Below are 21959 nucleotides of genomic sequence, written 5' to 3'. Positions count from 1 at the left end.
CATGACCCTCGACCTCCCCAAGACCACCGACGACATCCTGACCCGCGATGTGCACCTCGTGCAGTCCTGGGCCGACCTCAACTCGCTCAAGCAGAACGGCGCGACCACTGCCATCGTCGAGGCCGAGGGTTCCTATGTGACCGACAGCCAGGGCAACCGGCTGATCGACGGCATCGGCGGGCTCTGGTGCGTCAATGTCGGCCACAAGCGCGCCGAGATCATCGACGCGATCACCGAGCAGCTCAACACGCTCGACTTCTACTCGACCTTCTACAGCTTCACCCACCCGAGCGCCGCGGCGCTGGCCACCAAGCTCGCCGAGCTGGCGCCGGGGAACCTCAACAAGGTGCATTTTGGCAATTCGGGCTCGGTCGCGAACGAGACTGCAGTTCGGGTGCTGCACCACTACTACAAGCGGCTCGGCCAGCCCTCGAAGCGCAAGATCCTGAGCCGCCACGGCGCCTACCACGGCTCGACCCACCTCGCGGTGGCGATGACCACGCCGCACTATTCCGACGGCTGGCACAAGGCCGAGGGCATCGTCCACCACATGCGCAAGCCGCACTACTGGCGCGAGGGCGACGGCATGTCCGAGGCCGAGTTCACCGACGCGCTGCTGGCGGACATGAAGGCTGACATCGAGAGCATCGGGGCCGAGAACATTGCCTGCTTCATCGGCGAGCCGATCATGGGCGCGGGCGGCGTCATCGTGCCGCCGGCAGGCTATCACAAGCGTGCTGCCGAGCTCTGCGCCGAGTACGAGATCAAGGTGGTCTCGGACGAGGTGGTCACCGCCTTCGGCCGGCTTGGGTATTTCTTCGCCTCGAAGGACGTCTTCGATTTCCAGCCCGACATCATCACCACCGCCAAGGGCCTGACCTCGGGCTACCAGCCGCTTTCGGCCACGATCATGTCGGACGAGATCCACGAGGTGATCTCGGGGCCGGGCGGCGTGTTCCTGCATGGTATGACCTATTCGGGCCACCCCGCCGCCGCCGCCGCGGGCCTTGCCAACATCGCCCTGATGGAGCGCGAGCAGATCCCGCAGACGGTGCGCAGCACCGGCAAGCATTTCGAGGCCACGCTGAAGGGGCTCGACGATCTCGACATCGTGGGCGAGGTGCGCGGCAGCCACTTCATGATCGGCATCGAGTTCGTGAAGGACAAGGAGACGAAGGAGATCTTCGATCCGGCCCTGAACATCGGCCTGCGGGTGGCGCGCAAGGCGCAGGAGCGGGGGCTCATCGCGCGTCCGCTCGGCCATATCCTGATTCTGTCGCCGACGCTGATCCTGACGCCCGAGCAGATCGACACCATCGGCGCCATCCTGCGCGAGAGCATCCTCGACGTGATGAAGGAACTCTGAGGCCGGCGCGTCCGCAGAGGCGCCATAGGAAAACCCTAAGCAGGGTTTCGAAAGGCTTTAATGGCGCGGATGTCCGCGCTCTGCCAAATCTTGCGTGCCGCCCCTGTTCCGCAACAGGGGCGGCACGGTCGTTCCGGGGGCCTGCGGCGGTTGGCCGGGTCCGGGCGCGGGGGCCCAATTAAGGGCCGGCGCCGGAAACGCTTGACGACGGGCGGCTTCGGACGGACGAAATGATGCGCAGACGTGGCAGATGGCGCCACGGCAGGGCCCAGAGGGAAACGCAGACATGAATATCCACGATCCCGCCGCCGAACTTCGCTCGAACGTCGCCACGCCCTTCGAACGCGCCCATGCGATGCCGGTTTCGGTCTACACCAGCGAAGACTTCCTTGCGCTGGAGCAGGAGCACATCTTCGCCAGAAGCTGGCTCTGCGCCGGGCGCGCCGACGCGCTGAAGGAGCCGGGCGACTACCTGACCATGGAAATCTCGGGCGAGCCGGTCATTGTGCTGCGCGACCGCGACGGCACCCTGCGCGCCATGTCGAACGTCTGCCGCCACCGCATGTCGATCCTGCTCGAGGGGCGCGGGCACGTGCGCGCCATCACCTGCCCCTACCACGCCTGGACCTACAACCTCGACGGCTCGCTGCGCGGCGCGCCGGCGATGGACATGAACACGAGCTTCTGCAAGGAGGCCTCCGGCCTGCCGGCAGTGCGCTGCGTCGACTGGAAGGGCTGGATCATGGTCACGCTCGACCCCGACCTGCCGGAACCGCACGAGACGCTCAAGGAGATGGACGACCTCGTCGGCTACCTGCCGATGGAGGATTACGTCGAGGTGTTCCGCGAGGAGCACCGCTGGAACACCAACTGGAAGATCCTCGCCGAGAACTTCATGGAAAGCTACCACCTGCCCATGTGCCACGGCGGCACCATCGGCGGCGCGGTGGACCTCAAGAAGATGACCTGCCCCGAGGGCTATCCCGGCTTCAACTTCCACCACATCCTCAAGGACGACAGCATCGCGCTCTCGATCGCGCACAAGGACAACACCGTGCTCGAGGGCGAGGACCGCTACCGCACGTGGCTGCTGTCGGTCTACCCGTCGCTGATGATCACGCTGACGCCGGGCTATTTCTGGTATCTCTCGCTGACCCCGGACGGGCCGGGCCACGTCAGGATCCTCTACGGCGGTGGCCTGCACCCGGATTTCAGCAAGGACGATGACGCCGACCAGCATTTCGCCACGCTGAAGGGGCTTCTCGACCACGTCAACGACGAGGACCGGGGCTGCACCGAGCGGGTGTGGAAGGGCATGCAGGCCCGCCACGCCGTGCCCGGCGCGCTGTCGCATCTCGAGCGGCCGAACTACGAGTTCGCCACCTGGATCGCCGGGCGCATCCCGACCTGACCCTCGCCGGGGCGCCCTTCGGGTCGTCGGGTCGGCGGGCAAACGAAGACAGAAGACAGCCCGGCGAGGGTCGGGCGGAAGGAGCAATCATGACCTTTTCGCTGGTGGCGCGCTGCGCCGAGACCGGACAGTTCGGGGTGGCGATCTCGTCCTCCTCGCCCGCCGTGGCGGCGCGCTGCGCCTTTGCCCGGGCCGGCGTGGGCGCGGTGGCCTCGCAGAACGTGACCGACCCGCGGCTGGGACCGGCGGCGCTGGATCTGATGGCCAAGGGCGCGGGCGCCGAAGAGGCCGTGGCACAGGTGCGCGCCTCAGGCGCCTTCATGGACTACCGACAGGTGCTTGCGGTCGATGCGCAGGGCGGCACGGCAATCCACTCGGGGCCGAACTCGCTGGGGATCTGGACGCAGGCCATCGGGCGCGACGTGGTCTCGGCCGGCAACCTGCTTGCCAATGACGGCGTGCCGGCGGCCATCGTCGCGGGCTTCGAACAAGCGACCGGCGCGCTGGGCGACCGGCTGATCGCGGCGATGCAGGCGGGGATGGCTGCGGGAGGCGAGGCCGGGCCGGTGCATTCGGCGGGGCTTCTGATCGTCGACCGCGAGAGCTGGCCCTATGCCGAGCTGCGCTGCGACTGGATCGACGACGGCTGCCCGATCAAGGCCATCGCCCGCGCATGGGAGGTCTACCAGCCGCAGGCGGCGGATTACGTCACGCGCGCGCTGAACCCTTCTGCCGCGCCCTCCTACGGCGTGCCCGGGGACGAGTGAGCGCATGCGGGTTCTCGAGCTTCTCGACCGTCTGATCGCGTTTCCCACCGTGTCGTCGGACAGCAACCTCGCGCTGGTGGACTGGGCGCAGGCGCAGCTTTCGGGCGCCGGTTTCGAGGTGACGAGGGTGCCGTCCTCCTGCGGCGAAAAGGCCGGGCTCATCGCCCGCCGCGGCGGCGACGGCGGGCTGGTCCTCTCGGCGCATACCGACGTGGTGCCCGCGAGCGGGCAGGCATGGACCCGCGATCCGTTTGCACTCGCCCGTGAAGGCGATCGGCTCTTCGGGCGCGGCACGACAGACATGAAGGGCTTCGTCGCCTGCTGCCTCGCGCTTGCCGAGGAGCTTCCGGAAAGCGCCGGACCGCTGGCCATCGTGCTGTCCTGGGACGAGGAGGTCGGCTGCCGCGGCATCCCGCAGATGATGCCCGCCGTGCGCGAGCTGTTGCCCGACCCGGCGCTCTGCGTCGTGGGCGAGCCCACCTCGCTGGTCATGGCCACCGGCCACAAGGGCAAGGCCGCCTACCGGGCCACCTGTCGCGGCGAGGCCGGGCATTCCGCCATGGCACCCCGCTTCAGGAACGCGCTGCACGTCGCCTGCGATCTCGTCGCCGCGGTCCGGGCCGAGCAGGCGCGGCTGATGGCCGAGGGCGCGCAGGATCCGGGCTACGACGTGCCCTGCTCGACCCTGCACGTGGGCACGCTCCACGGCGGCACCGCGCTCAACATCGTGCCCGACCGCGCCGAGGTGGCCTTCGAGATCCGCCACCTCGCCTCGGAAACGCCCGAGGCGATCCTGCCGCGGGTGATGGCGGGGCTCGAGGACGTCGAGCTCGAGCAGACGATCGCCTACCCGGGGCTCGACACCGACCCGGAGCAACCGGCGCTGGTGCGGCTGCGCGGGCTGGCGCAGGGGACCGGAAAGGTTTCCTACGGCACCGAGGCCGGCTACTTCGCGGCGGCAGGGATCCCGACCGTGGTCTGGGGCCCGGGTGACATGGCGCAGGGGCACCAGCCGGACGAGTTCATCGAGCTGTCGCAGCTGGTGGACTGCATGGAGGCGCTGCGCAGGCTCGTGGCCTGAGGCGGCCCAAGCCCGCTCAGGGGGCAGCCGGCCGACGGATGGCTTCGGAGAAATCCGCGGCTTCTCCGGCGGCCTGCGCCTTGGGCGTGATCAGCGCCGCCGCACGCCGGTCGCCGACGCTTCCCTCGCCGGCCAGCACGCCCTGCGCGTCGATGTACTCCGGCAACCGCCCGGACAGGATCAGGCTGCTGTGGAGCGGCAGGCTCGGGTTCAGCACTTGCGCGAGCCCGTAGACCACCGTGGTGCAGTTGGCGGTGACGGTGTTGTAGAAGCGCGGCGCCGCCTCGAGATCTTGCGCCAGCGTCACGTAGGACAGGAACAGCCGCCGCTGCTGGTCGGGCGTCAGGTCGATGGGGTAGAGCCGCACCTCTTCCTTGCGGTGGTTGGTACGCAGCCGGACGATGTCGCCCTCGGTGGCGGCGATCAGCACCAGCTCGAACTGGCGGAAGAAGCCGCCGATCTCGTTGAAGCTCTCGTCCGCCTCGCGCCGGATCTCGACCGAGAACACGACGTGCTCGCCACCCGCGAAGCCGAAGCTCACCAGCAGGTGGGCGATCTCGGGGTTGTTCCAGACCGAAGTCAGCATGTCGACGGTCTTGATCTGGCTCAGGTCGACAGTGCGGGTGATCCAGCGCTCTTCCGCGTGGTCGCTGTCCTGCCAGTGGAAGTCGCGCACGTCGCTGAGGGTGACGAGTTCGCCCGCGACCTGCGCCTTCACGCCGCGGGCCACGTCCGGCGCCCAGTCGCGGTCGTCCGAGGGCCGGATGGTGGCATACCATCCCGCGGTGAGCAGCGCCGCGAGGCCCACCACGACCCAGCCGAGCAGCGGCTGGCGTGCCCGCGCGTAGATCGCCACCACTGCGACGATGGCCAGCAGCGCCCAGCCGAGGATCAGCGGCAGGCCCGCGAGGTGGAACCAGAGCGCCGTGGCAGTCCACGCGGTCCCGGCAAGCACTACGATCGCAAAGACCGCGTTGGCGGCGAACTTCAGGGGTCGGCTCATCGGCAAGTGGTCCCGCAGTTCCCGGCGCTGCCGTCCCCGGCAGCCGGGGCACGGCTGGACGGGGGCGCCCCGCGCCGCAAGGCGTTCCGGCGGGGCGGGGTCAAATCCGGCGTGCGCGGAGCGCGAAAACCTGCCGCAGGGTCTCGGCCGGCGAGACGGTGCGGAAGATGTCGCCCAGCATCGAGATGTCTGCGCGGATCCCGGCCAGCCAGCCGCCGCGCTTGGTGTGCTTGAAGGGGCTCTCGACGCCGGGCCAGTCGACGATGGCGATGCGCAGCTCCTCGTCGAGCCAGAGCTCGTTGATGAAGACTTCGAGCCCGAAGCGGGGCAGTGCGCGCAGCTCGTCCAGACGCTCGGCCAGCAGGGCGCGCGGCATCACCCGCTCGCCCGAGATGTAGTCGATGCCGATGGCGCGCCAGACGCGCGGTGCGTTGCGGCGCAGGCTGATCGTGGCCTCGGCGCGGCGGTCAACCACCGGCGAGATCAGCGCCGCGAGGTGCTCGTGGTCGAGCCCCAGCAGATCGCTGTCGAGCATCAGGATGTGGCTGCCCGAAGCGGCTTCAACCCCCGAGGCCACCGCGCGGCTCTTGCCGCCGTTCTGCGGCTGGCGGATCACCCGGAGCCGGTCGTGTCGGGTCGCGAAGTCTTCAGCAAGGTCGGGGGTGCCGTCGGATGAGCCGTCATCTACCACGATCACCTCGTGGATCATGGGATGGTCGAGCACGGCTTGCAGCACGGCCCCGATGCGGGGGGCTTCGTTGAAGGCGGGGATGATGCAGGAGATCTTGGTCATTTGCGGGTTTGCTTCTTCAGGAACCAGACGATGCCGGTCAGCATGATCACACCAAGAAGTAGGAGCGAAACGCGCGCAATCCAGTTGTCGATCTGGCTGTAGGCGGATCCGAACGCATATCCGATGGCCACGAAGAACAGGCTCTTGGGGATCGTGGCCAGCAGGTTCACCCAGAGGAACTTGGCCACCGGCATCCGGCCCAGCCCCGCCGCCACGAGGATCGGCGCCCCGGCGGAATGGGTGAGCTTGCCGAAGACGAGGGTCTTGCCGCCGCTGGTCCGGAAGTGCTCGGCCAGCGAGCTGATGCGCGAGCGGCTGAGCCCGAGACGGTAGCGCCAGCGGATCGACAGGCGGTTCAGGCCCCAGCGGCCGAGCGCATAGAACATCGCGTCGCCGAAGAGATCCGCGAGGATGACGACGATGGCCACACTCCAGACGTCGAGCAGGCCGCGGCTCGCCAGCCATGCGGCGATGACCGTGACGATGGGCCCCTCCAACACGGCAATCGGGGCCAGGATCGCCAGACCGTCCTTGGCGATCAGCGCAGCAACCGTTTCCAGTCCCAACAAACTCTACTCCGCGGGGCGGGGGGAAGCCTCGGGCGCCATCTCGGTGCCCCGCCAGGTAATCCCGCGCCCTGCCCATGTGGCAACCCAGAGCGGAGGAAGCAAGACGTCCCGGAGGATCATGGCGCCGATGTCGCGGGCCGACGCGGGCCAGCCGGCGATGCGCGCAAGCGCGTATTCCGCACCGTACCACGCCAGAAGAAGCGGCAGGATCAGCAGCGCCGGCACCACGCCGAGCGCCGCGAGCCCGGCAAGCGCGGCCACCGGCACCAGCGGCCCCTGCAGGATCTCGGCCGAGAAGATCAGCGGGAAACCGTCGCGGCGTACCCGGCTCCAGCGCAGCTGGCGATCCCAGACGGTGCGGGCGTTGCGGGTGCCGATGGGCTGGGCGAAGAGCCGGGGTGTCAGGCGTACCCGGCGGCCCTGGTTGCGCACCAGCTTGGTCGCGGCCACGTCTTCGGCGAGGTTGCGGCCCAGCGCCGGAAGCCCGCCGCCCGTCTCGAGCACCTTGCGGTGCCAGAACAGCGTCTTGCCCTGCGCAAAGCCCATGCCGAGCGAATCTGCGGCGAGCTGCCAGCGCCCCTGCGAGGTGTTCAGGAAGGCGCATTCCAGCGCCCCCCAGAAATTGCCCGGGCGGATCCCGGCGGGGGGCGAGGAGACCAGTCCCGTGTTGCCGCGCCACGTATCGACGAGGGTGCGCAGGTACTCGGGCGGCAGCAGCAGGTTGCTGTCGGTCATCGCCAGCCACTCGCCCCGGGCCGAGATATAGCCCTTGTGCAGGTTGTTGAGCTTCGGATTGCCGCTGATCGCAGTCTCGCCACAGAGCAGCTCGGCCTCGACATGGGGGTTGGCGGCGATCATCTCGCGCACCAGCGGCACCGCGGGATCGCGGTCGGAGGGGGCGCAGAAGATCACCTCGTAGCGCGGGTACTCCTGGGCGAAGGACGAACCGAGGGTCTCGGCGTCGAAGGTGTCGAGCCCGCAGATCGGGCGCACCAGCGACACGAACGGCAGTTCGTCGTCAACGCCCGCGGGCGGGGCCTTGCGATAGCGCAGCGCCGCAAGCAGCGCGGTCAGGAGATGCACCCCGAGGGTGACGGCGAGGACGGTGGTGAGGATGATTTCGGTCATGCGATGCCCCCTGCAAGCGCGCCGTCGTTGCTTTTCGCGGGCTTGGGCAGCGCCGGAAGCGTGGCGGGGGCGGGGGTGAACTCGAGCAGGCGGAGCGTGCCGCGGGTGTCCTCGGCCAGCGCCGTCAGGCTGTCGATCCAGTCGCCGCAATTGGCGTAGACCAGCTCGCCGTGCCGGCGCAGCGCGGGCTTGTGCGAGTGGCCGCAGATCACGCCCATGGTTCCAGACGCCTGCGCGAGCTTGATCAGCCGGCGCTCGAAGCGGTCGCCCATGGCCATCACCTGGTTGGCGCGGTCGATGACGCGCTGGGCGGGGCTGCGCTCGTCGGGGCCGATGTCGCTGCGCTTCCGCTGCCAGTCGTCGACCTGCCGGAGCAGCGCGTCGAGCCGGCTGCCGAGACGGGTCATGAAATGCCAGCGCAGGAAGCGCGGGTCGCACTGGTCGCCGTGCAGCACGAGGTAGCGGCGGCCGTCGGCGGCCTTGTGGACCACGGCTTCGCGCAACTCCCAGCCGTCCATGTTGGCGTCGGGGGCGCGCATGGCGGCGTCGTGGTTGCCGGGCAGGTAGACGATCCGGGTGCCATCCCTCGCGCGGGCGCGCAGGTCGGTCAGCACCGCGTCATGGGCGTCGGACCAGTGTACGCGGCCACCGTGCCAGATGTCGAAGATGTCGCCGACGAGATAGATCGTCTCGGCCTCGATCCCGCGCAGGAAGTCGAGAACATGTCCGGGCCGGCTGGCACGGGCACCGAGATGGAGGTCGGAGAGGAATAGGCTGCGCAGGGTGCGGCGGGCGTCTGTGCCGGCAGGGGAGGACGGCATACGTGGCATCTTCCTTGTTCGCTCGCCCGCCTTATGAGGGGAGCTTGTATCGGTATTATGACGCAACTTTAACAGTTTCTGCGCTGCAGAAGTTCCACGCAAAAAGCAGAATATTTGGAGGCCGATAGCGCGCGGTTCCGGCGCGCCTCAGCGCGGTAGGATCCCGCGCCCCGCGATGCCGTCCTTGGCGACCGAAACGGCCTTGAGCACCGCGAAGACCTCCTGCCCGGTCCGGAGCCCGAGCACTGTCGCCGACCGGCGCGTGACCCGTGCCAGCAGCAGGTTGCCCCCGACGTCGAGCTGCACGAGCGCGCCGGGGCCGTCGCCGATCCGCAACGCGAGGATGCGGGCCGGCAGCACGTTGAGCGCCGAGATCCCCTCGGGGCGCCGGATCGCCAGCATCACGTCCTGCGCTTCGACATGGACGCGTACGTGGGCGCCGGGCGGGCGCTGGACCTGCGGCACCAGCAGTTGCACCCCGCCGGCCTGAAGCTCGGTCAGCCCGTCGGGATGGTGCGTCGCCACGGTGGTTTCGAGAACCGCACCAGCGCCGCCGGGGCCAAGCGGGGTGACCTTGGGGTCGCCCAGCACCTCGGTGGCGCTGCCCTGCCGGGCGACGCGCCCGTCCTGCAGGGCCACGACCGAGGTCGCCAGCCGCGCCACCTCGGCGGGGGAGTGGCTGACGTAGAGGATCGGCACCGAGGTCTCGTCCCGGAGCCGTTCGAAATAGGGCAGGATCTCGGACTTCCGCTCCTCGTCCAGGGCGGCCAGCGGCTCGTCCGCAAGGATGAGCTGCGGCTGGGCCAGCAGGGCGCGCCCGATGGCGACACGCTGGCGCTCGCCCCCGGAGAGTGCGCCGGGCCGCCGGTCGAGCAGCGCGCCGATACCGAGCATCTCGATGACGCGGGCGCTGTCTTCGCTCCGGCCCGCTTTCTGCGCGAACCAGCGCCCGTAGGCGAGGTTCTGGCGCACGGTGAGATGCGGGAAGAGCCGCGCGTCCTGAAAGATGTAGCCGAGCCTGCGGCGATGGGTCGGCAACCAGACCCGCCGGGTGCTGTCGAAGAGCACCCGCTCGCCGACGGCGATCCTGCCTGTGTCGGGCCGCAGCAGCCCCGCGACCGCGTTGACGATGGTGGTCTTGCCCGAGCCCGAGCGCCCGAACAGCACCGTCACCCCCTGCGGTGCCTCGAAGCTAGCATCGAGCGCGAAAGTGCCGAAGCGGTGGCTGAGCTCGACCTTCAGGCTCATGCGCCCGCCACCCGTTTCGCGATGCGCCGGGAGAGGACCTCGGACAGCATCAGCGCGGTCATGGCGATGACCACCGAGACCACGACCAGCCTCAGCGCCGAGGCCTCGCCGCCCGGCACCTGCAGGAAGGCGTAGATCGCCGAGGGCAGGGTCTGGGTCTGGCCGGGGATGTTCGAGACGAAGGTGATCGTGGCGCCGAACTCACCCATCGCCTTGGCGAAGGCGAGGATCGCGCCCGCGAGGATGCCTGGCAGCACGAGCGGCAGGGTTACCGTGGCGAAGACCCAGGGCGGGGAGGCGCCGAGCGTGGCGCCGGCCTGTTCGAGCTTGGGGTCCACCGCCTCGATCGACAGGCGGATGGCGCGGACCATCAGCGGAAAGGCCATGATCCCCGCCGCCAGCGCCGCGCCGGTCCAGCGGAAGGCGAAGACGATGCCGATATCCTGCAGGACGCTGCCGATGGGCCCTCGGGTACCGAAGGTCAGCAACAGCAGGTAGCCGGTGACCACCGGTGGCAGGATCAGCGGAAGGTGCACCAGCCCGTTGAGGATCTGCTTGCCTGGAAACTCCCAGCGGGCCAGCGCATACGCCACGAGGATGCCAAACGGGAGCCCGCCAAGCGTCGCCCAGAGCGCGACGCGCAGCGACAGCGCGACGGCCTGCCATTCCTCGGGGCTGAGCAGGGTCATGGGGGGGGGATCACTCCGTCAGGACAGTGAAACCCTGCCGTTCGAAGGCCGCGCGCGCAACAGGCCCTTGCAGGTAGTCGAGAAACTCCTGCGCGACGGCGGCGTCGCCGTCGGCGAGCGTGGCTGCGGGGTAGGTGATCGGCGCGTGGCTGTCCTCGGGGAAGGTGCCGAGCACGGACACGTCGGGTTCGGCCGCGGCGTCGGTGGCGTAGACGATGCCAAGCGGCGCCTCGCCCGTGGCCACCAGCGCCAGCGCGGCGCGCACGTTGTCGGTCTGCGCCACCTGGGGCATGACGCCGTCCCAGAGCCCAAGCGACGTCAGCGCCGCCTTGCCGTAGATGCCGGCGGGCACCGCGTCGACCAGCGCCATGGCGAGCCTGTCCTCGCCCAGCATCTCGGCCAGCGGCAGGTCGGCGTCGATGGTGACGGGCGCGGCGTCCGGATCGTGCGCGACCAGCACGATGCTGTTGCCCAGCAGGTCGACGCGGCTGTCGGTGTCGATCAGCCCGTCCTGCTCCAGTGTGTCCATCCAGTCGGTGTTGGCCGAGATGAACACGTCGGCAGGCGCCCCGGCCTGGATCTGACGGGCCAGTGCCGAGGACCCGGCGAGCGAGACCACCGCGGTATTGCCGGTCTCCTCGGCGTAGCGGGCCGAGATCTCGTCCATGGCATTCTTCATGCTGGCCGCGGCGAAGACGGTCACCTCGGCGGCATTCGCGGCAGCGACGGAGGACGCCAGCATGAGGACGGCGGCGGCAAGGGGCGGGCAGGGGCACAGCGACATGGGGGAAGCTCCGGAGTGATATGTTTCTTGAAACATATCGACTCGGATCGCCCCGGCTTGCAAGCGTTATTTCCCGCCGGGAATATCGGAGAGCATGGCCCTTAGTGCTGCAATGTCCTCGGCGGCGGCGCGGGCGGCGGCGGCCTCGGCGTTGCGGTAGTGGCTCAACACGGCCTCGCCCGTCTCGGTCAGCAGGGCACCGCCGCCCTTGGTGCCGCCACGGCTGCGGGCCACGAGGGGCGCGCGGAAGGCGGCATTCATCTCCTCGACGAGGCTCCAGGCCCGCTTGTAGCTCATCGACATGGCGCGGCCCGCGGCGGCAATGGAGCCAGTGTCGCGGATCAGCTCGAGCAGGTCGGCCTTGCCGGGGCCCAGCATGGCGCTGTCGCCGAAGAGGATGCGCATGCGCAGGCGGGTGTCGGACTCGGGAGAGGGCATCAGGTCGCTCATGGATCAACTGTCCGGGATCGCGCTTGCGCATGCAAGCGCAACGCGGTTCAGTCGGCCCAGCGAGGGAGGGCGCATGTTCGACGCAAGACTTCTGCCGCTGCAGCGCCGCTTGCTGCACGGCCCGGCGCGGGGTTTGCACGGCGCAGGGATTCGGGCCGACTGGATCACGCTGACGGGCTTCGTACTGGGGCTGCTGGCCGTTGTTGCCGCCTCGTTCGGGCTGTTCTGGCTGGCGCTGGCGGGGCTGCTTGCCAACCGGCTGGCGGACGGACTCGACGGCGAGGTCGCGCGGCTTTCGGGGCCGACGGATCGCGGCGCCTTCCTCGACATCGCGCTGGATTTCCTGTTCTACGCGCTGTTTCCGCTGGGCTTTGCGCTGGCGGATCCGGCGGCGAACGCCCTGCCGGCACTGCTGCTGGTGACAAGCTTCGTGGGCACGGGGGCCTCGTTTCTCGCCTTCTCGGTGATCGCCGAGCGCCGGGGCATCCGGGCCGAAGACTACCCGACCAAGGGCATCTACTACCTTGGCGGGCTGACCGAAGGGGCCGAGACCATTCTGCTTTTCGTGCTCATGTGCCTCGTGCCGGGCTGCTTCCCGGTGCTGGCGGTGGTCTTCGCCGTGGCCTGCTTCGTCACCACGCTGACCCGCTGGATGGCCGGCTGGCGGCTCTTCGGCTGAGGCCGCCGGGGCCGCGCATCAGCCTGTCGGCCATGAACGTCTGGCCATGAAAGTAACGCAATGAAAAAAGGCGCGCCGTGGCCGCGCGCCTTTAAGAATTCTTCAATGGATCCGGTACGGATCAGAGCAGCTCGAGGTTGATCGCGCTCTCACGGCCGTCACGGCCGGACTGCAGCTCGTAGGACACTTTCTGGTTGTCCTTGAGTTCGGTCAGACCCGAACGCTCGACTGCGGAGATGTGCACGAAGACGTCCTTCGAGCCACCTTCAGGAGCGATGAAGCCGTAGCCTTTGGTGGTGTTGAACCATTTCACGGTGCCAGTTGCCATGGGTAGAACCCTTTCCTGTTTCATGCTGTCCGCGAGAGTGCGACAGCCCGGCGTATCGTCAGTGCAGTATCGGTAGCGCTGTTGCCGGTGACGGAGACAGGTGGGTCGATAGTGGTAACGTCAGCGCGAACTCGTATGCCAGAAGGACATGATTCCGGCAAGGAAAATCCCGGCAAGGTGGCATGGAACGCCGCAACGGCACTTGATACTGTGTGGTTTTTGCGCCTCGGTCCGGGGTTTGGGCGGCGGTTTCGGTGCCTCGACCGGGACGGGCTTGCGGACCCCAGAGATGCCCGCGCATCCTTCCGGGCGCGGCAGAGACAGTGACAAGGAATTCCCGCGATGGGCGAACTGGTGGTGGCAGGGGTGGTCATGGGGCTTGCCGGGACTGTGGCCATGGACCTCTGGGGGCTTCTGCTCGAGCGGCTCTGCGGGATCGGCCGTCCGAACTGGGCCTTCGTCGGGCGCTGGGTCGCGACGCTGCGCAGCGGGCGGGTGTTCCATGACGCCATCGCCGGCGTGCCCGGGGTGCCGAGCGAGGCAGCGATCGGCTGGGCGTTCCACTACGCAGTGGGCGTGGCCTACGGGCTGATCTGGGTCCTGCTCGCCGGGCGCGACTGGCTGGCGGCGCCGAGCTTCCTGCCGCTCTGGGTCTTCGCGCTGGTGACCGTCGGCGCCGGGTGGTTCCTTCTGCATCCGGGCATGGGGCTGGGCATCGCCCAGTCGAAGAGCGCGACGCCGTGGCGGGCGCGGGGGCTCGGGCTGGTGGCGCACACGGTCTTCGGTCTCGGTATGTGGGTCGGGGGGCTGGCCTTCATCCATGGCGCCAGTGCTGCGTAAAATTTCCAGTGTTGCGTAAAATTTGAAGTAAATTCTGGGGTTGCTGACGACAAAGCGCCCGTCGGCAGGCGCCGCGTTATCCGCGTCTTAAGCACCGCCGTCCCATCCATGAGCCGGGTGATGTCCCGTTTCATGGAGGTATTCGAATGCCAGCAGCCAGAACTGCAACTGCCGCCGCCCTCGTGGCGGTCCTCGGACTGACCGCGTGCGCGCAGGCCCCACGCAGCCGGTCCGCCCCCGATCCGGCCGCGGTGGCCGAGGTGACGCGCGCCGTCCAGACGCCGCTCGCGAGCACCCGCAGCCAGGATCCGCTCGACCGTGTGCGCCTTGGGCCGGCGGACATCGGGGATGTCGGCAGCACCGCGGCGGGGATCGCGTCGGGCTTCACCGAGGCCAATCCGCTGGTGTCCTGGGCCGGGGGCGGGGCGCCGCTGATGCTCATCCCGGTGAAATACGCCGCCAAGAAGGCGCTGGTCTCTATCGGGACGAAGCCCGCGCGGGCCAACTGGACGGTCGAGACGGCGGGCATGTTCGCGGCGTGCAACAACATCGCGCTGCTGGCCGGGGGCGTGCCGCCCGCCGCCATCGGCATCGGTGCGGTCTGTGCCATCGCCTTCAGCCAGAACAGCCGGAACGGCTACGAGCGGCGCACCGGCCGGACGCTGGATGGCGCTCCGCTGGCACAGACGCGGGTACAGTAGGTCCGGGCCGGACCGGCAAGGCGTCGCCGACCGGCGGCGCCGTCGGAACAGGTTTGGTGGCATGGGTGTTCTTTCCCCGACACCGCAACGGATCGCAGGAAAGGAGACCTCCAATGTCGATCAAGTCTATCGCGAAGAAAGCCTTTTCGGCCTACGCACGCAGCAAGACCGCCGGCACGACGGGCTACGGCACCACCCGCCCGATGCGCAACCGTCCGATCCGGCACCGCCCGCTCAAGCGCGGCCGGAGCCTTGAGACGCAACTGGCGTCCAAGGCGGCGCGGGCAATCCGCAAGGCCATCTGAGCCGGACGCCGGGGTTGGTCTGGCGGAATTGATCTGTCGGACTCTCCGGATCTCGCAATGATCGGCAAAGCCGAGTCGAGAAACGCAAACCGCCGCCGGTAGGGATACCGGCGGCGGTCAATCGTTTCTCATCATCATCGTCCCTTCAGATCATTGCCCAATCGGAAAAGATCGTGGTCGGAGCAGGCTCCTTCCAGATCGGGGGCACAGGGCGCTTCTCGGGAATACGTTTGATTCTAATGCGCGGTTTCATGATCGTTCCTCGAAACACATTTGGTTCAATGTGGTCGAGTATGCGCCAAAACGTCGCACTTGTCAGGTTGGGAATTCCACCAGTCGGATTCCCGTTCCGGTTGCCGGGCGGAGCGCCGCCCGGCAACCGGAGTGCCGCCGTCAGCGGCTGAACTTCTTGAACTTCACGCGCTTCGGCTCGATGGCGTCGGGGCCGAGGCGACGCTTCTTGTCTTCCTCGTAATCCTCGAAGTTGCCTTCGAACCATTCCACATGCGCCTCGCCTTCGAAGGCGAGGATGTGCGTGCAGATCCGGTCGAGGAAGAATCGGTCGTGCGAGATCACCACGGCGCAACCGGCGAAGTCCACGAGTGCGTCTTCGAGCGCCCGAAGGGTCTCGACGTCGAGGTCGTTGGTCGGTTCGTCGAGCAGGATGACGTTGCCGCCGGACTTCAGCAGCCGGGCCATGTGCACCCGGTTGCGTTCACCGCCCGAGAGCAGCCCGACCTTCTTCTGCTGATCGCCGCCCTTGAAGTTGAACGCCCCGCAATAGGCGCGCGAGTTCATCTGCGCGTCGCCGAGCTCAATGATTTCCGCCCCGCCCGAGATCGCTTCCCAGACGGTCGCGTCGGCCTCGAGGTCGTCGCGCGACTGGTCGACGTAGGAGAGATGCACGGTGTCGCCGAACTCGATGCTGCCGTCGTCGGGCTGTTCCTGCCCGGTCAGCATCTTGAATAGCGTCGACTTGCCGGCGCCGTTGGGGCCGATCACGCCGACGATGCCGCCCGGCGGCAGCGAGAAGCTCAGGTCCTCGATCAGCAGCTTGTCGCCCATCGCCTTCTTCAGGCCCTCGACCTCGATCACCTTGGCCCCGAGGCGCTCGCCGTTCGGAATGACGATCTGGGCTTTGCCGACGCGCTCGCGCTCGGACTGGCCGGCCATCTCGTTGTAGGCCGCGATACGCGCCTTGGACTTGGCCTGACGCGCCTTGGCACCCTGCCGCATCCACTCGAGTTCGCGCTCCAGCGTCTTCTGCTTGGCCTTGTCCTCGCGCGCTTCCTGGGCGAGGCGCTTGGCCTTCTGCTCGAGCCACGAGGAGTAGTTGCCCTCGTAGGGAATGCCGCGGCCGCGGTCGAGCTCGAGGATCCAGCCGGTGATGTCGTCGAGGAAGTAACGGTCGTGGGTCACGATCAGGATCGTGCCCTTGTACTCGATCAGGTGGTTCTGCAGCCACGCGATCGTCTCGGCGTCGAGGTGGTTGGTCGGTTCGTCGAGCAACAGCATGTCGGGCGCTTCGAGCAGCAGCTTGCACAGCGCCACGCGGCGCCGTTCACCGCCCGAGAGCGTGGTGACGTCGGCGTCGTCCGGCGGGCAGCGCAGCGCCTCCATGGCGACGTCGATCTGGGCGTCGAGATCCCACAGGTTGTTGGCGTCGATCTCGTCCTGCAGCTGCGCCATCTCGTCGGCGGTCTCGTCGCTGTAGTTCATCGCGAGTTCGTTGAAGCGGTCGAGCTTCGCCTTCTTGGAGGCCACGCCGAGCATTACGTTCTCGCGCGCGGTGAGACCGGGCTCGAGATGCGGTTCCTGCGGCAGGTAGCCGACCTTGGCGCCCTCGGCCGCCCAGGCCTCGCCGGTGAAGTCCTTGTCGATGCCGGCCATGATTCGCATCAGCGTCGACTTACCGGCGCCGTTGACGCCGACGACGCCGATCTTCACCCCGGGCAGGAAGCTCAGGCGGATGTTTTCAAAGCACTTCTTGCCGCCCGGATAGGTCTTGGACACTCCATCCATGTGGTAGACGTACTGATAGCTGGCCATGCGGTCCTCCGGTGACTGGTCGGGCGCCTGTATCGCATCGCGCGCGGGGAATGCAAAGGTCCGGAACGCGTCCTTTTCCGCGCCGCGATGCCGGGAATTCGCGACTTAATCGGATCGTAAGGGTTTGGGGGCCATGTGCTTGCAACGCGGGGCCCGCTCGAAGGGGTACGCGCCGCCTCTGGCCGATCTTTGACGCAATGTCCCGGAACCTGACGGAGCCCGACGTGTCCACGCCCAAACGCAAGTATCGCAGCAATCGCTGGAGACGTCTCAAGCTGAAGTGGAAGATGCCGATCATGATCGGCGTACCGTCGATCCTGCTGATGCTGCTGGTGGTGGGAATTGGCTACTACGACGCCCGTCGTGAGCTCGGGCACCAACGCGAACTGGCCTTCCGCAACCTCCTCGTGGATCGCAAGGCCGAGCTTCAGAGATGGCTTGCCCACACGGAGACGGATCTTCGCGATCTGGCGGGAAGCAGGGACATCCGCACTGCGCTGCCTCTCTTCGACCGGAACTGGGGGCTGATACAGGGCGACGTGGGCGCCCGCCTGCGCGAGGCCTACATCGACGCGAACCCCCATCCGACGGGGCAGAAGGACGATCTGGTGCAGGCCGACGACGGCTCGGCCTGGTCGCAGATCCACGGCACCTACCACGAGGGGCTCCGCAACTTCCAACGCCAGCGGGGCTACTACGACCTGTTCCTCTTCGACCTCAAGGGCAACGTCATCTACAGCGTCTTCAAGGAGCTGGATTTCGCCACCAACATGCTCGATGGCCCCTATGCCGAGACCGGGCTCGCGACAGCCTTCCGCGATGCCTCCGTGGCCGGGCCGGACGAGGTGGTCTTCACCGATTTCGACAGCTACGCCCCAAGTGCAGGCGCCGCCGCGAAGTTCGCCGCCACCCCGGTTTTCGATCGTGAGGGGCAACGGATCGGCGTCGTGGCGCTGCAGATCCCCACGGAGCAGATCGCGCGGGCGCTGGCCGAGTCCGAGCTTCTGGGCGACACCGGCATCGCCTATGCGGTGGACCATCAGGGCCGCGCCCTGAGCCCGGTGTCCGCGGGGCAGGACTATGCCGTGCTCGACCAGATGCCCGAGCTGCCGCAGATCCGCGCCGCGCGCGATGAGCGGTCCGAGACGTTCCTGAACGTGCCCGGGCTCGGGGGCCGGCCCGTGGTCGCCGTCACCACCTTCGGGCGCTTCGCAGGCACCGGCTGGGGAATCGTGGTCGAACAGGACATGGCCGAGGCGACGGCGGCGGAACGCCATCTGCTGATGGTCACGCTGGGGACGCTGGTGGTGATCATCGCGCTGGTGGCGGGCCTGTCGGTCTCTGTCGCGCGCCTGCTCACCAAGCGGATCTCGCGGCTCGCCGACAGTGTCGGCATGATGTCCGAGGGCGATTTCGAGACCATCGTGAACGAGACCAAGACCGGCGACGAACTTGGGGACATCGCGCGGGCGCTGGAACGGCTCAAGGGTGATCTGGCCAAGGGGCGCGAGGCGTCCGCGGCCCAGGAAAAGGCGCAGGGGCGTCAGCGCGAGGTGGTGGAGCGGTTGAGCGGTGCCCTTGCCGATCTGGCGGCAGGCTGGCTGGTCTGCCGCATCGAGGAGCCGCTCGGCGACGACTACGAGGGGCTCCGCCGCGATTTCAACGCCACCGTCGATTCGCTCATGGATGTGGTGCAGGAGCTGGGCGAGAGCGCCCAGAGCATCGACGCCGACGTGAGCGGCCTCAGCGATAATATCGACCAGCTCTCTCAGCGGACCGAGAACCAGTCGGCCACGCTGGAAGAGACCGCCGCCGCGATGGAAGAGATCACCAACAACGTGAGGTTCACCTCCGAGGGCGCGAACACCATCGCCACCGCGATCAACTCGGCCCGCGCCGAGGCCGAGCGTGGCGAGCGGGTGCGCGGCGACGCGATCCTCGCGATGTCGAACCTCGAGGATTCCTCCAAGCAGATCGGGCAGATCATCCGGGTCATGGAGGACATCGCCTTCCAGACCAACCTTCTGGCGCTGAATGCCGGGGTCGAGGCCGCGCGCGCCGGCGAGGTCGGGCGCGGCTTCGCCGTCGTGGCCTCCGAGGTGCGCGCGCTGGCACAGCGCTCGGCCGACAGCGCGGCCGAGATCCGGGATCTGATCCGCACCTCAAATGACAACGTGAGCAAGGGGGTGACGCTTGTCTCCGAGCTTGGCCAGTCGATGGAGACGATCCTGACCGAGGTCACCGACATCTCGGGCCAGATCAAGGATATCGCGACGGGCGCGTCTGATCAGGCCACCGGCCTTGCCGAGATCAACTCCGGCTTCTCGGTGCTCGACGAGGTGACCCAGCAGAACGCCGCGATGGTCGGCGACAGTGCTACCGCCGGGCGGGCCTTGCTGCAGAAGGCCTCCGGGTTGCGCAGCCTTGTCGCGCGCTTCGACTCTGGCGAGGTGCAACCACTGCCCGCGCCACAGGCCTTCGGGGCCGCATCCTCGGGCAGTGGCTGGGACATGGCACCCGGAGAGGCGCACGAGCACGCCGAGCCGGCGCCCGCTCCTCGGCGCGTGGCAGCGGGTGGAAAGGCCGATGCGGTTTGGGAGGATTTCTGAGCGCACCGTTGCCATCGGGCCTGGCGGCGACGTTCGGGCGCCAGTCCTGTGCCGTGCGATGCCCGGGCGGGGGCAGTGGCGTGATCGGTCTTTACCTATTGAAACCGGGGCGCATTCCGGTGTCTTTTGGCTTCCGTTCGAACGGGAAGGGGCGCAATGCTCTGGGATGCGCATGCCGCCGGGTTCCGGCTGGCGCGGGGGCAGAAGGTTGGCTTGCTGGGGGGATCCTTCGATCCGCCCCATCAGGGACACGTGCACATCACGCTCGAGGCACTGCGGCGTTTCCGGCTCGACCGGGTGATCTGGCTGGTGAGCCCGGGCAACCCGCTCAAGGCCCATGGCCCCGCACCGCTCGAGGATCGCATGGCGGCCTGCCGGGCGATCATGCAGCACCCCCGCGTCCTCATCAGCGATTTCGAACGGCTGGCCGGGACGCGGCACACCGCCCGCACTCTCGAGCTGCTGCAGCAGGCCTTCCCGGGCGTCCGTTTCACCTGGCTCATGGGGGCCGACAACCTCGCGCAGCTGCACCGCTGGGAAGACTGGCGCCAGATCATGGAACGGATGCCGGTGGGCGTGCTGGCGCGGCCTGGCAGCCGCATGGCGGCGCAGGGCTCGATGGCCGCGGATGTCTACGCCCACGCACGTCTGCCGGAACGCGAGGCGTCACGGCTTGCGCTGACGCCGCCGCCCGCGTGGTGCTTCGTGAACGTGCCGATGGTCGACCTGAGCTCGACCGAGCTTCGTCGCGCGAAGCAGGAGAAAAAGTGAACATGGCGCGCAGCGGCCCCGCTTGTCCGCGCCGGTGTGCTCGGGTTAGATCGACGCCATGACGCAACGACTTTCCAGGCGCGGATTCCTGAGCACGGCCCTTGCAGCCGGGGCATTCGCAGCCACGTCCGCGAGGGCCGAAGCGCCGCTCACCTCGCTCCGCCCGGTCGGCCGCGGCGAGGACCTGCGGCTCCGCAATCTGAAGACTCCCGAGGAGCTGATCTCGGCCTCTGGCCTGCAAGGCATCGTCGGGTTCTCGGCCTTCAACCTCGCCACCGGCGCGGTCATCGACGAGCACGATCCGGAGGTCGGGATGCCGCCTGCCAGCGTCGCCAAGGCGCTGACTGCGTCCTATGCGCTCGACACGCTCGGCCCGGCCCACCTGTTCACGACGCAGGTTCTCGCCACCGGCGGCATCACCAATGGCGTCGTGGCGGGGGACCTCGTGCTGCTCGGCGGCGGCGATCCGACGCTCGACACCGACGGGCTGGCGGAGCTGGTCGGCCAGCTTGCGCAGGCCGGCGTCACCAACGTCACGGGGCGGTTCCTCGTCTGCGGCAGCGCGCTGCCCTTCACCCGGACCATCGACGTGGAGCAGCCGGAGCACCTTGGCTACAGCCCCTCGGTCTCGGGGCTGAACCTCAATTTCAACCGCGTGCACTTCGAGTGGAAACGCGGCGGCAGCGGCTACGAGATCAGCATGGATGCGCGGTCCGCCTCGTTGCGGCCCGCGGTGCACGTGGCCAGCATGGGCGTCGTGAGCCGCAGCATGCCGGTCTACACCTATGCTGATTCCGACGGCCGCGACGAATGGACCGTGGCGAGCGGTGCGCTCGGCAATGGCGGCGCGCGCTGGTTGCCGGTGCGCAAACCCGAGATCTACGCGGGCGAGGTCTTCCAGGCGATTGCCGCGGGCAAGGGCATCAAGCTTTCCGCGCCACAGATCGTTGACTCCGCGCCCGAGGGCGAGGTCGTCGCGCGCCATGACAGCGCGCCGTTGCAGACCGTGCTGCGCGAGATGCTGAAATACTCGACCAATCTCACCGCCGAATGCGTCGGCCTCGCGGCCACCGCGGCGCGCGACGGGCGGCCGCTGTCGCTGCGGCAGTCGGCCGAGACGATGAGCAACTGGGCGCGCACGGATCTCGGCCTGAGCCACGTGGCGATGGTCGATCACTCCGGGCTCGGCGCCGACAGCCGGATCGCCGCTCGCGACATGGCGAGAGCCCTGCTCGAGGTCAACCGGAGGCTCGGGCTGAAGCCGCTGCTGAAGAAGTTCCCGATGCGCGATGCGCAGCGCCGCATGGTCAAGAATCACCCGATCAAGGTGCACGCGAAGACCGGCACGCTCAATTTCGTCAGCGGGCTCGCTGGCTTTGCGGATCTGCCCGACGGCACCGAGCTGGTGTTCGCGATCTTCTGCGGCGATCTCGAACGGCGCGACAAGCTGACCCTTGCGCAACGCGAGAAGCCGGACGGTGCGTCGTATTGGAACGCCCGCGCCAAGGGACTGCAGTCGAGCCTCATCGAGCGCTGGGCGGTGCTCTCGGCGAGCTGAGCTGAGGCC

General features: G+C 68.2%; 22 protein-coding genes. 11 read left to right on the top strand and 11 right to left on the bottom strand.

Annotated elements, in window-relative coordinates:
• Position 1: 1 nt before the first annotated feature.
• From BLQ77_RS19460 to argE, 4 genes are all read left to right on the top strand, one after another.
• Entirely contained in the window at positions 2 to 1366 is a 1365-nt protein-coding gene (locus BLQ77_RS19460; protein WP_089962228.1) for an aminotransferase class III-fold pyridoxal phosphate-dependent enzyme, read from the top strand.
• A 286-nt stretch (positions 1367 to 1652) separates the two neighbouring features.
• The gene (locus BLQ77_RS19455) at positions 1653 to 2777 is read left to right on the top strand and encodes an aromatic ring-hydroxylating oxygenase subunit alpha (protein WP_089962226.1); all 1125 of its coding nucleotides are present in this window, start codon (positions 1653 to 1655) and stop codon (positions 2775 to 2777) included.
• An 89-nt stretch (positions 2778 to 2866) separates the two neighbouring features.
• On the top strand, positions 2867 to 3544 hold the full coding sequence (locus tag BLQ77_RS19450) for a DUF1028 domain-containing protein (RefSeq protein WP_008883949.1): 678 nt from the start codon (positions 2867 to 2869) through the stop codon (positions 3542 to 3544).
• A gap of 4 nt (positions 3545 to 3548) precedes the next feature.
• A complete protein-coding gene (gene argE / locus BLQ77_RS19445) occupies positions 3549 to 4625 on the top strand; it encodes an acetylornithine deacetylase (RefSeq protein WP_089962224.1) in 1077 nt (358 codons plus the stop codon).
• 16 nt (positions 4626 to 4641) lie between these two features.
• Here argE and BLQ77_RS19440 read toward each other — a convergent pair whose 3' ends face one another.
• From BLQ77_RS19440 to BLQ77_RS19400, 9 genes are all read right to left on the bottom strand, one after another.
• A complete protein-coding gene (locus BLQ77_RS19440) occupies positions 4642 to 5628 on the bottom strand; it encodes an Lnb N-terminal periplasmic domain-containing protein (RefSeq protein WP_089962221.1) in 987 nt (328 codons plus the stop codon).
• 100 nt (positions 5629 to 5728) lie between these two features.
• Entirely contained in the window at positions 5729 to 6421 is a 693-nt protein-coding gene (locus BLQ77_RS19435) for a glycosyltransferase family 2 protein (protein WP_089962219.1), read from the bottom strand.
• Positions 6418 to 6990: a DedA family protein gene (locus tag BLQ77_RS19430; RefSeq protein ID WP_089962216.1), complete on the bottom strand. Its 573-nt coding sequence runs from the start codon at positions 6988 to 6990 to the stop codon at positions 6418 to 6420. The genes BLQ77_RS19435 and BLQ77_RS19430 overlap by 4 nt, the downstream gene beginning before the upstream one ends.
• Positions 6991 to 6993: 3 nt before the next feature.
• On the bottom strand, positions 6994 to 8118 hold the full coding sequence (locus BLQ77_RS19425) for a ceramide glucosyltransferase (RefSeq protein ID WP_089962213.1): 1125 nt from the start codon (positions 8116 to 8118) through the stop codon (positions 6994 to 6996).
• Entirely contained in the window at positions 8115 to 8939 is an 825-nt protein-coding gene (locus tag BLQ77_RS19420; RefSeq protein WP_089962209.1) for a UDP-2,3-diacylglucosamine diphosphatase, read from the bottom strand. Before BLQ77_RS19420 ends, BLQ77_RS19425 begins: the two co-directional genes overlap by 4 nt.
• A gap of 147 nt (positions 8940 to 9086) precedes the next feature.
• The gene (gene modC, locus BLQ77_RS19415) at positions 9087 to 10187 is read right to left on the bottom strand and encodes a molybdenum ABC transporter ATP-binding protein (RefSeq protein ID WP_089962205.1); all 1101 of its coding nucleotides are present in this window, start codon (positions 10185 to 10187) and stop codon (positions 9087 to 9089) included.
• Complete coding sequence (gene modB, locus BLQ77_RS19410; protein WP_008884743.1) at positions 10184 to 10876, bottom strand: molybdate ABC transporter permease subunit; 693 nt, start codon at positions 10874 to 10876, stop codon at positions 10184 to 10186. Before modB ends, modC begins: the two co-directional genes overlap by 4 nt.
• 10 nt (positions 10877 to 10886) lie before the next feature.
• Positions 10887 to 11660: a molybdate ABC transporter substrate-binding protein gene (gene modA, locus BLQ77_RS19405; protein WP_089962203.1), complete on the bottom strand. Its 774-nt coding sequence runs from the start codon at positions 11658 to 11660 to the stop codon at positions 10887 to 10889.
• Positions 11661 to 11726: 66 nt separating this feature from the next.
• Positions 11727 to 12110, bottom strand: a complete 384-nt coding sequence (locus BLQ77_RS19400; protein WP_089962200.1) for a winged helix-turn-helix domain-containing protein — start codon at positions 12108 to 12110, stop codon at positions 11727 to 11729.
• 73 nt (positions 12111 to 12183) lie between these two features.
• Here BLQ77_RS19400 and BLQ77_RS19395 point away from each other — a divergent pair, with 73 nt between their 5' ends.
• Positions 12184 to 12789 (top strand): CDP-alcohol phosphatidyltransferase family protein, encoded by a 606-nt coding sequence (locus BLQ77_RS19395; protein WP_089962197.1) that lies wholly within the window; start codon positions 12184 to 12186, stop codon positions 12787 to 12789.
• Positions 12790 to 12910: 121 nt separating this feature from the next.
• On the opposite strand, the gene BLQ77_RS19390 is transcribed toward BLQ77_RS19395, so the two are convergent.
• Positions 12911 to 13117 (bottom strand): cold-shock protein, encoded by a 207-nt coding sequence (locus tag BLQ77_RS19390; protein ID WP_008886002.1) that lies wholly within the window; start codon positions 13115 to 13117, stop codon positions 12911 to 12913.
• A 342-nt stretch (positions 13118 to 13459) separates the two neighbouring features.
• On the opposite strand from BLQ77_RS19390, the gene BLQ77_RS19385 reads away from it, so the two are divergent.
• From BLQ77_RS19385 to BLQ77_RS19375, 3 genes are all read left to right on the top strand, one after another.
• Entirely contained in the window at positions 13460 to 13957 is a 498-nt protein-coding gene (locus BLQ77_RS19385) for a DUF2938 domain-containing protein (RefSeq protein ID WP_089962195.1), read from the top strand.
• Positions 13958 to 14103: 146 nt separating this feature from the next.
• A complete protein-coding gene (locus BLQ77_RS19380) occupies positions 14104 to 14658 on the top strand; it encodes a hypothetical protein (RefSeq protein WP_131822038.1) in 555 nt (184 codons plus the stop codon).
• 113 nt (positions 14659 to 14771) lie between these two features.
• Positions 14772 to 14963: a hypothetical protein gene (locus tag BLQ77_RS19375; RefSeq protein ID WP_089962190.1), complete on the top strand. Its 192-nt coding sequence runs from the start codon at positions 14772 to 14774 to the stop codon at positions 14961 to 14963.
• Positions 14964 to 15356: 393 nt separating this feature from the next.
• On the opposite strand, the gene ettA is transcribed toward BLQ77_RS19375, so the two are convergent.
• Positions 15357 to 17012 carry an energy-dependent translational throttle protein EttA gene (ettA, locus tag BLQ77_RS19370; protein WP_089962187.1) on the bottom strand — a complete coding sequence of 552 codons (1656 nt, stop codon included), beginning with the start codon at positions 17010 to 17012 and terminating at the stop codon, positions 15357 to 15359.
• Positions 17013 to 17236: 224 nt separating this feature from the next.
• On the opposite strand from ettA, the gene BLQ77_RS19365 reads away from it, so the two are divergent.
• The 3 genes from BLQ77_RS19365 (at position 17237) to dacB (ending at position 21950) form a co-directional block, all read left to right on the top strand.
• A complete protein-coding gene (locus BLQ77_RS19365; protein WP_165617152.1) occupies positions 17237 to 19621 on the top strand; it encodes a methyl-accepting chemotaxis protein in 2385 nt (794 codons plus the stop codon).
• A 156-nt stretch (positions 19622 to 19777) separates the two neighbouring features.
• Complete coding sequence (locus BLQ77_RS19360) at positions 19778 to 20392, top strand: nicotinate-nucleotide adenylyltransferase (protein ID WP_089962183.1); 615 nt, start codon at positions 19778 to 19780, stop codon at positions 20390 to 20392.
• Positions 20393 to 20450: 58 nt separating this feature from the next.
• The gene (gene dacB, locus BLQ77_RS19355) at positions 20451 to 21950 is read left to right on the top strand and encodes a D-alanyl-D-alanine carboxypeptidase/D-alanyl-D-alanine endopeptidase (protein ID WP_089962180.1); all 1500 of its coding nucleotides are present in this window, start codon (positions 20451 to 20453) and stop codon (positions 21948 to 21950) included.
• Positions 21951 to 21959: the final 9 nt, after the last annotated feature.

The sequence above is a fragment of the Salipiger thiooxidans genome, assembly GCF_900102075.1.
Taxonomy (GTDB): Bacteria; Pseudomonadota; Alphaproteobacteria; order Rhodobacterales; family Rhodobacteraceae; genus Salipiger; species Salipiger thiooxidans.
This window is presented reverse-complemented; position numbering and strand designations above follow the sequence as displayed.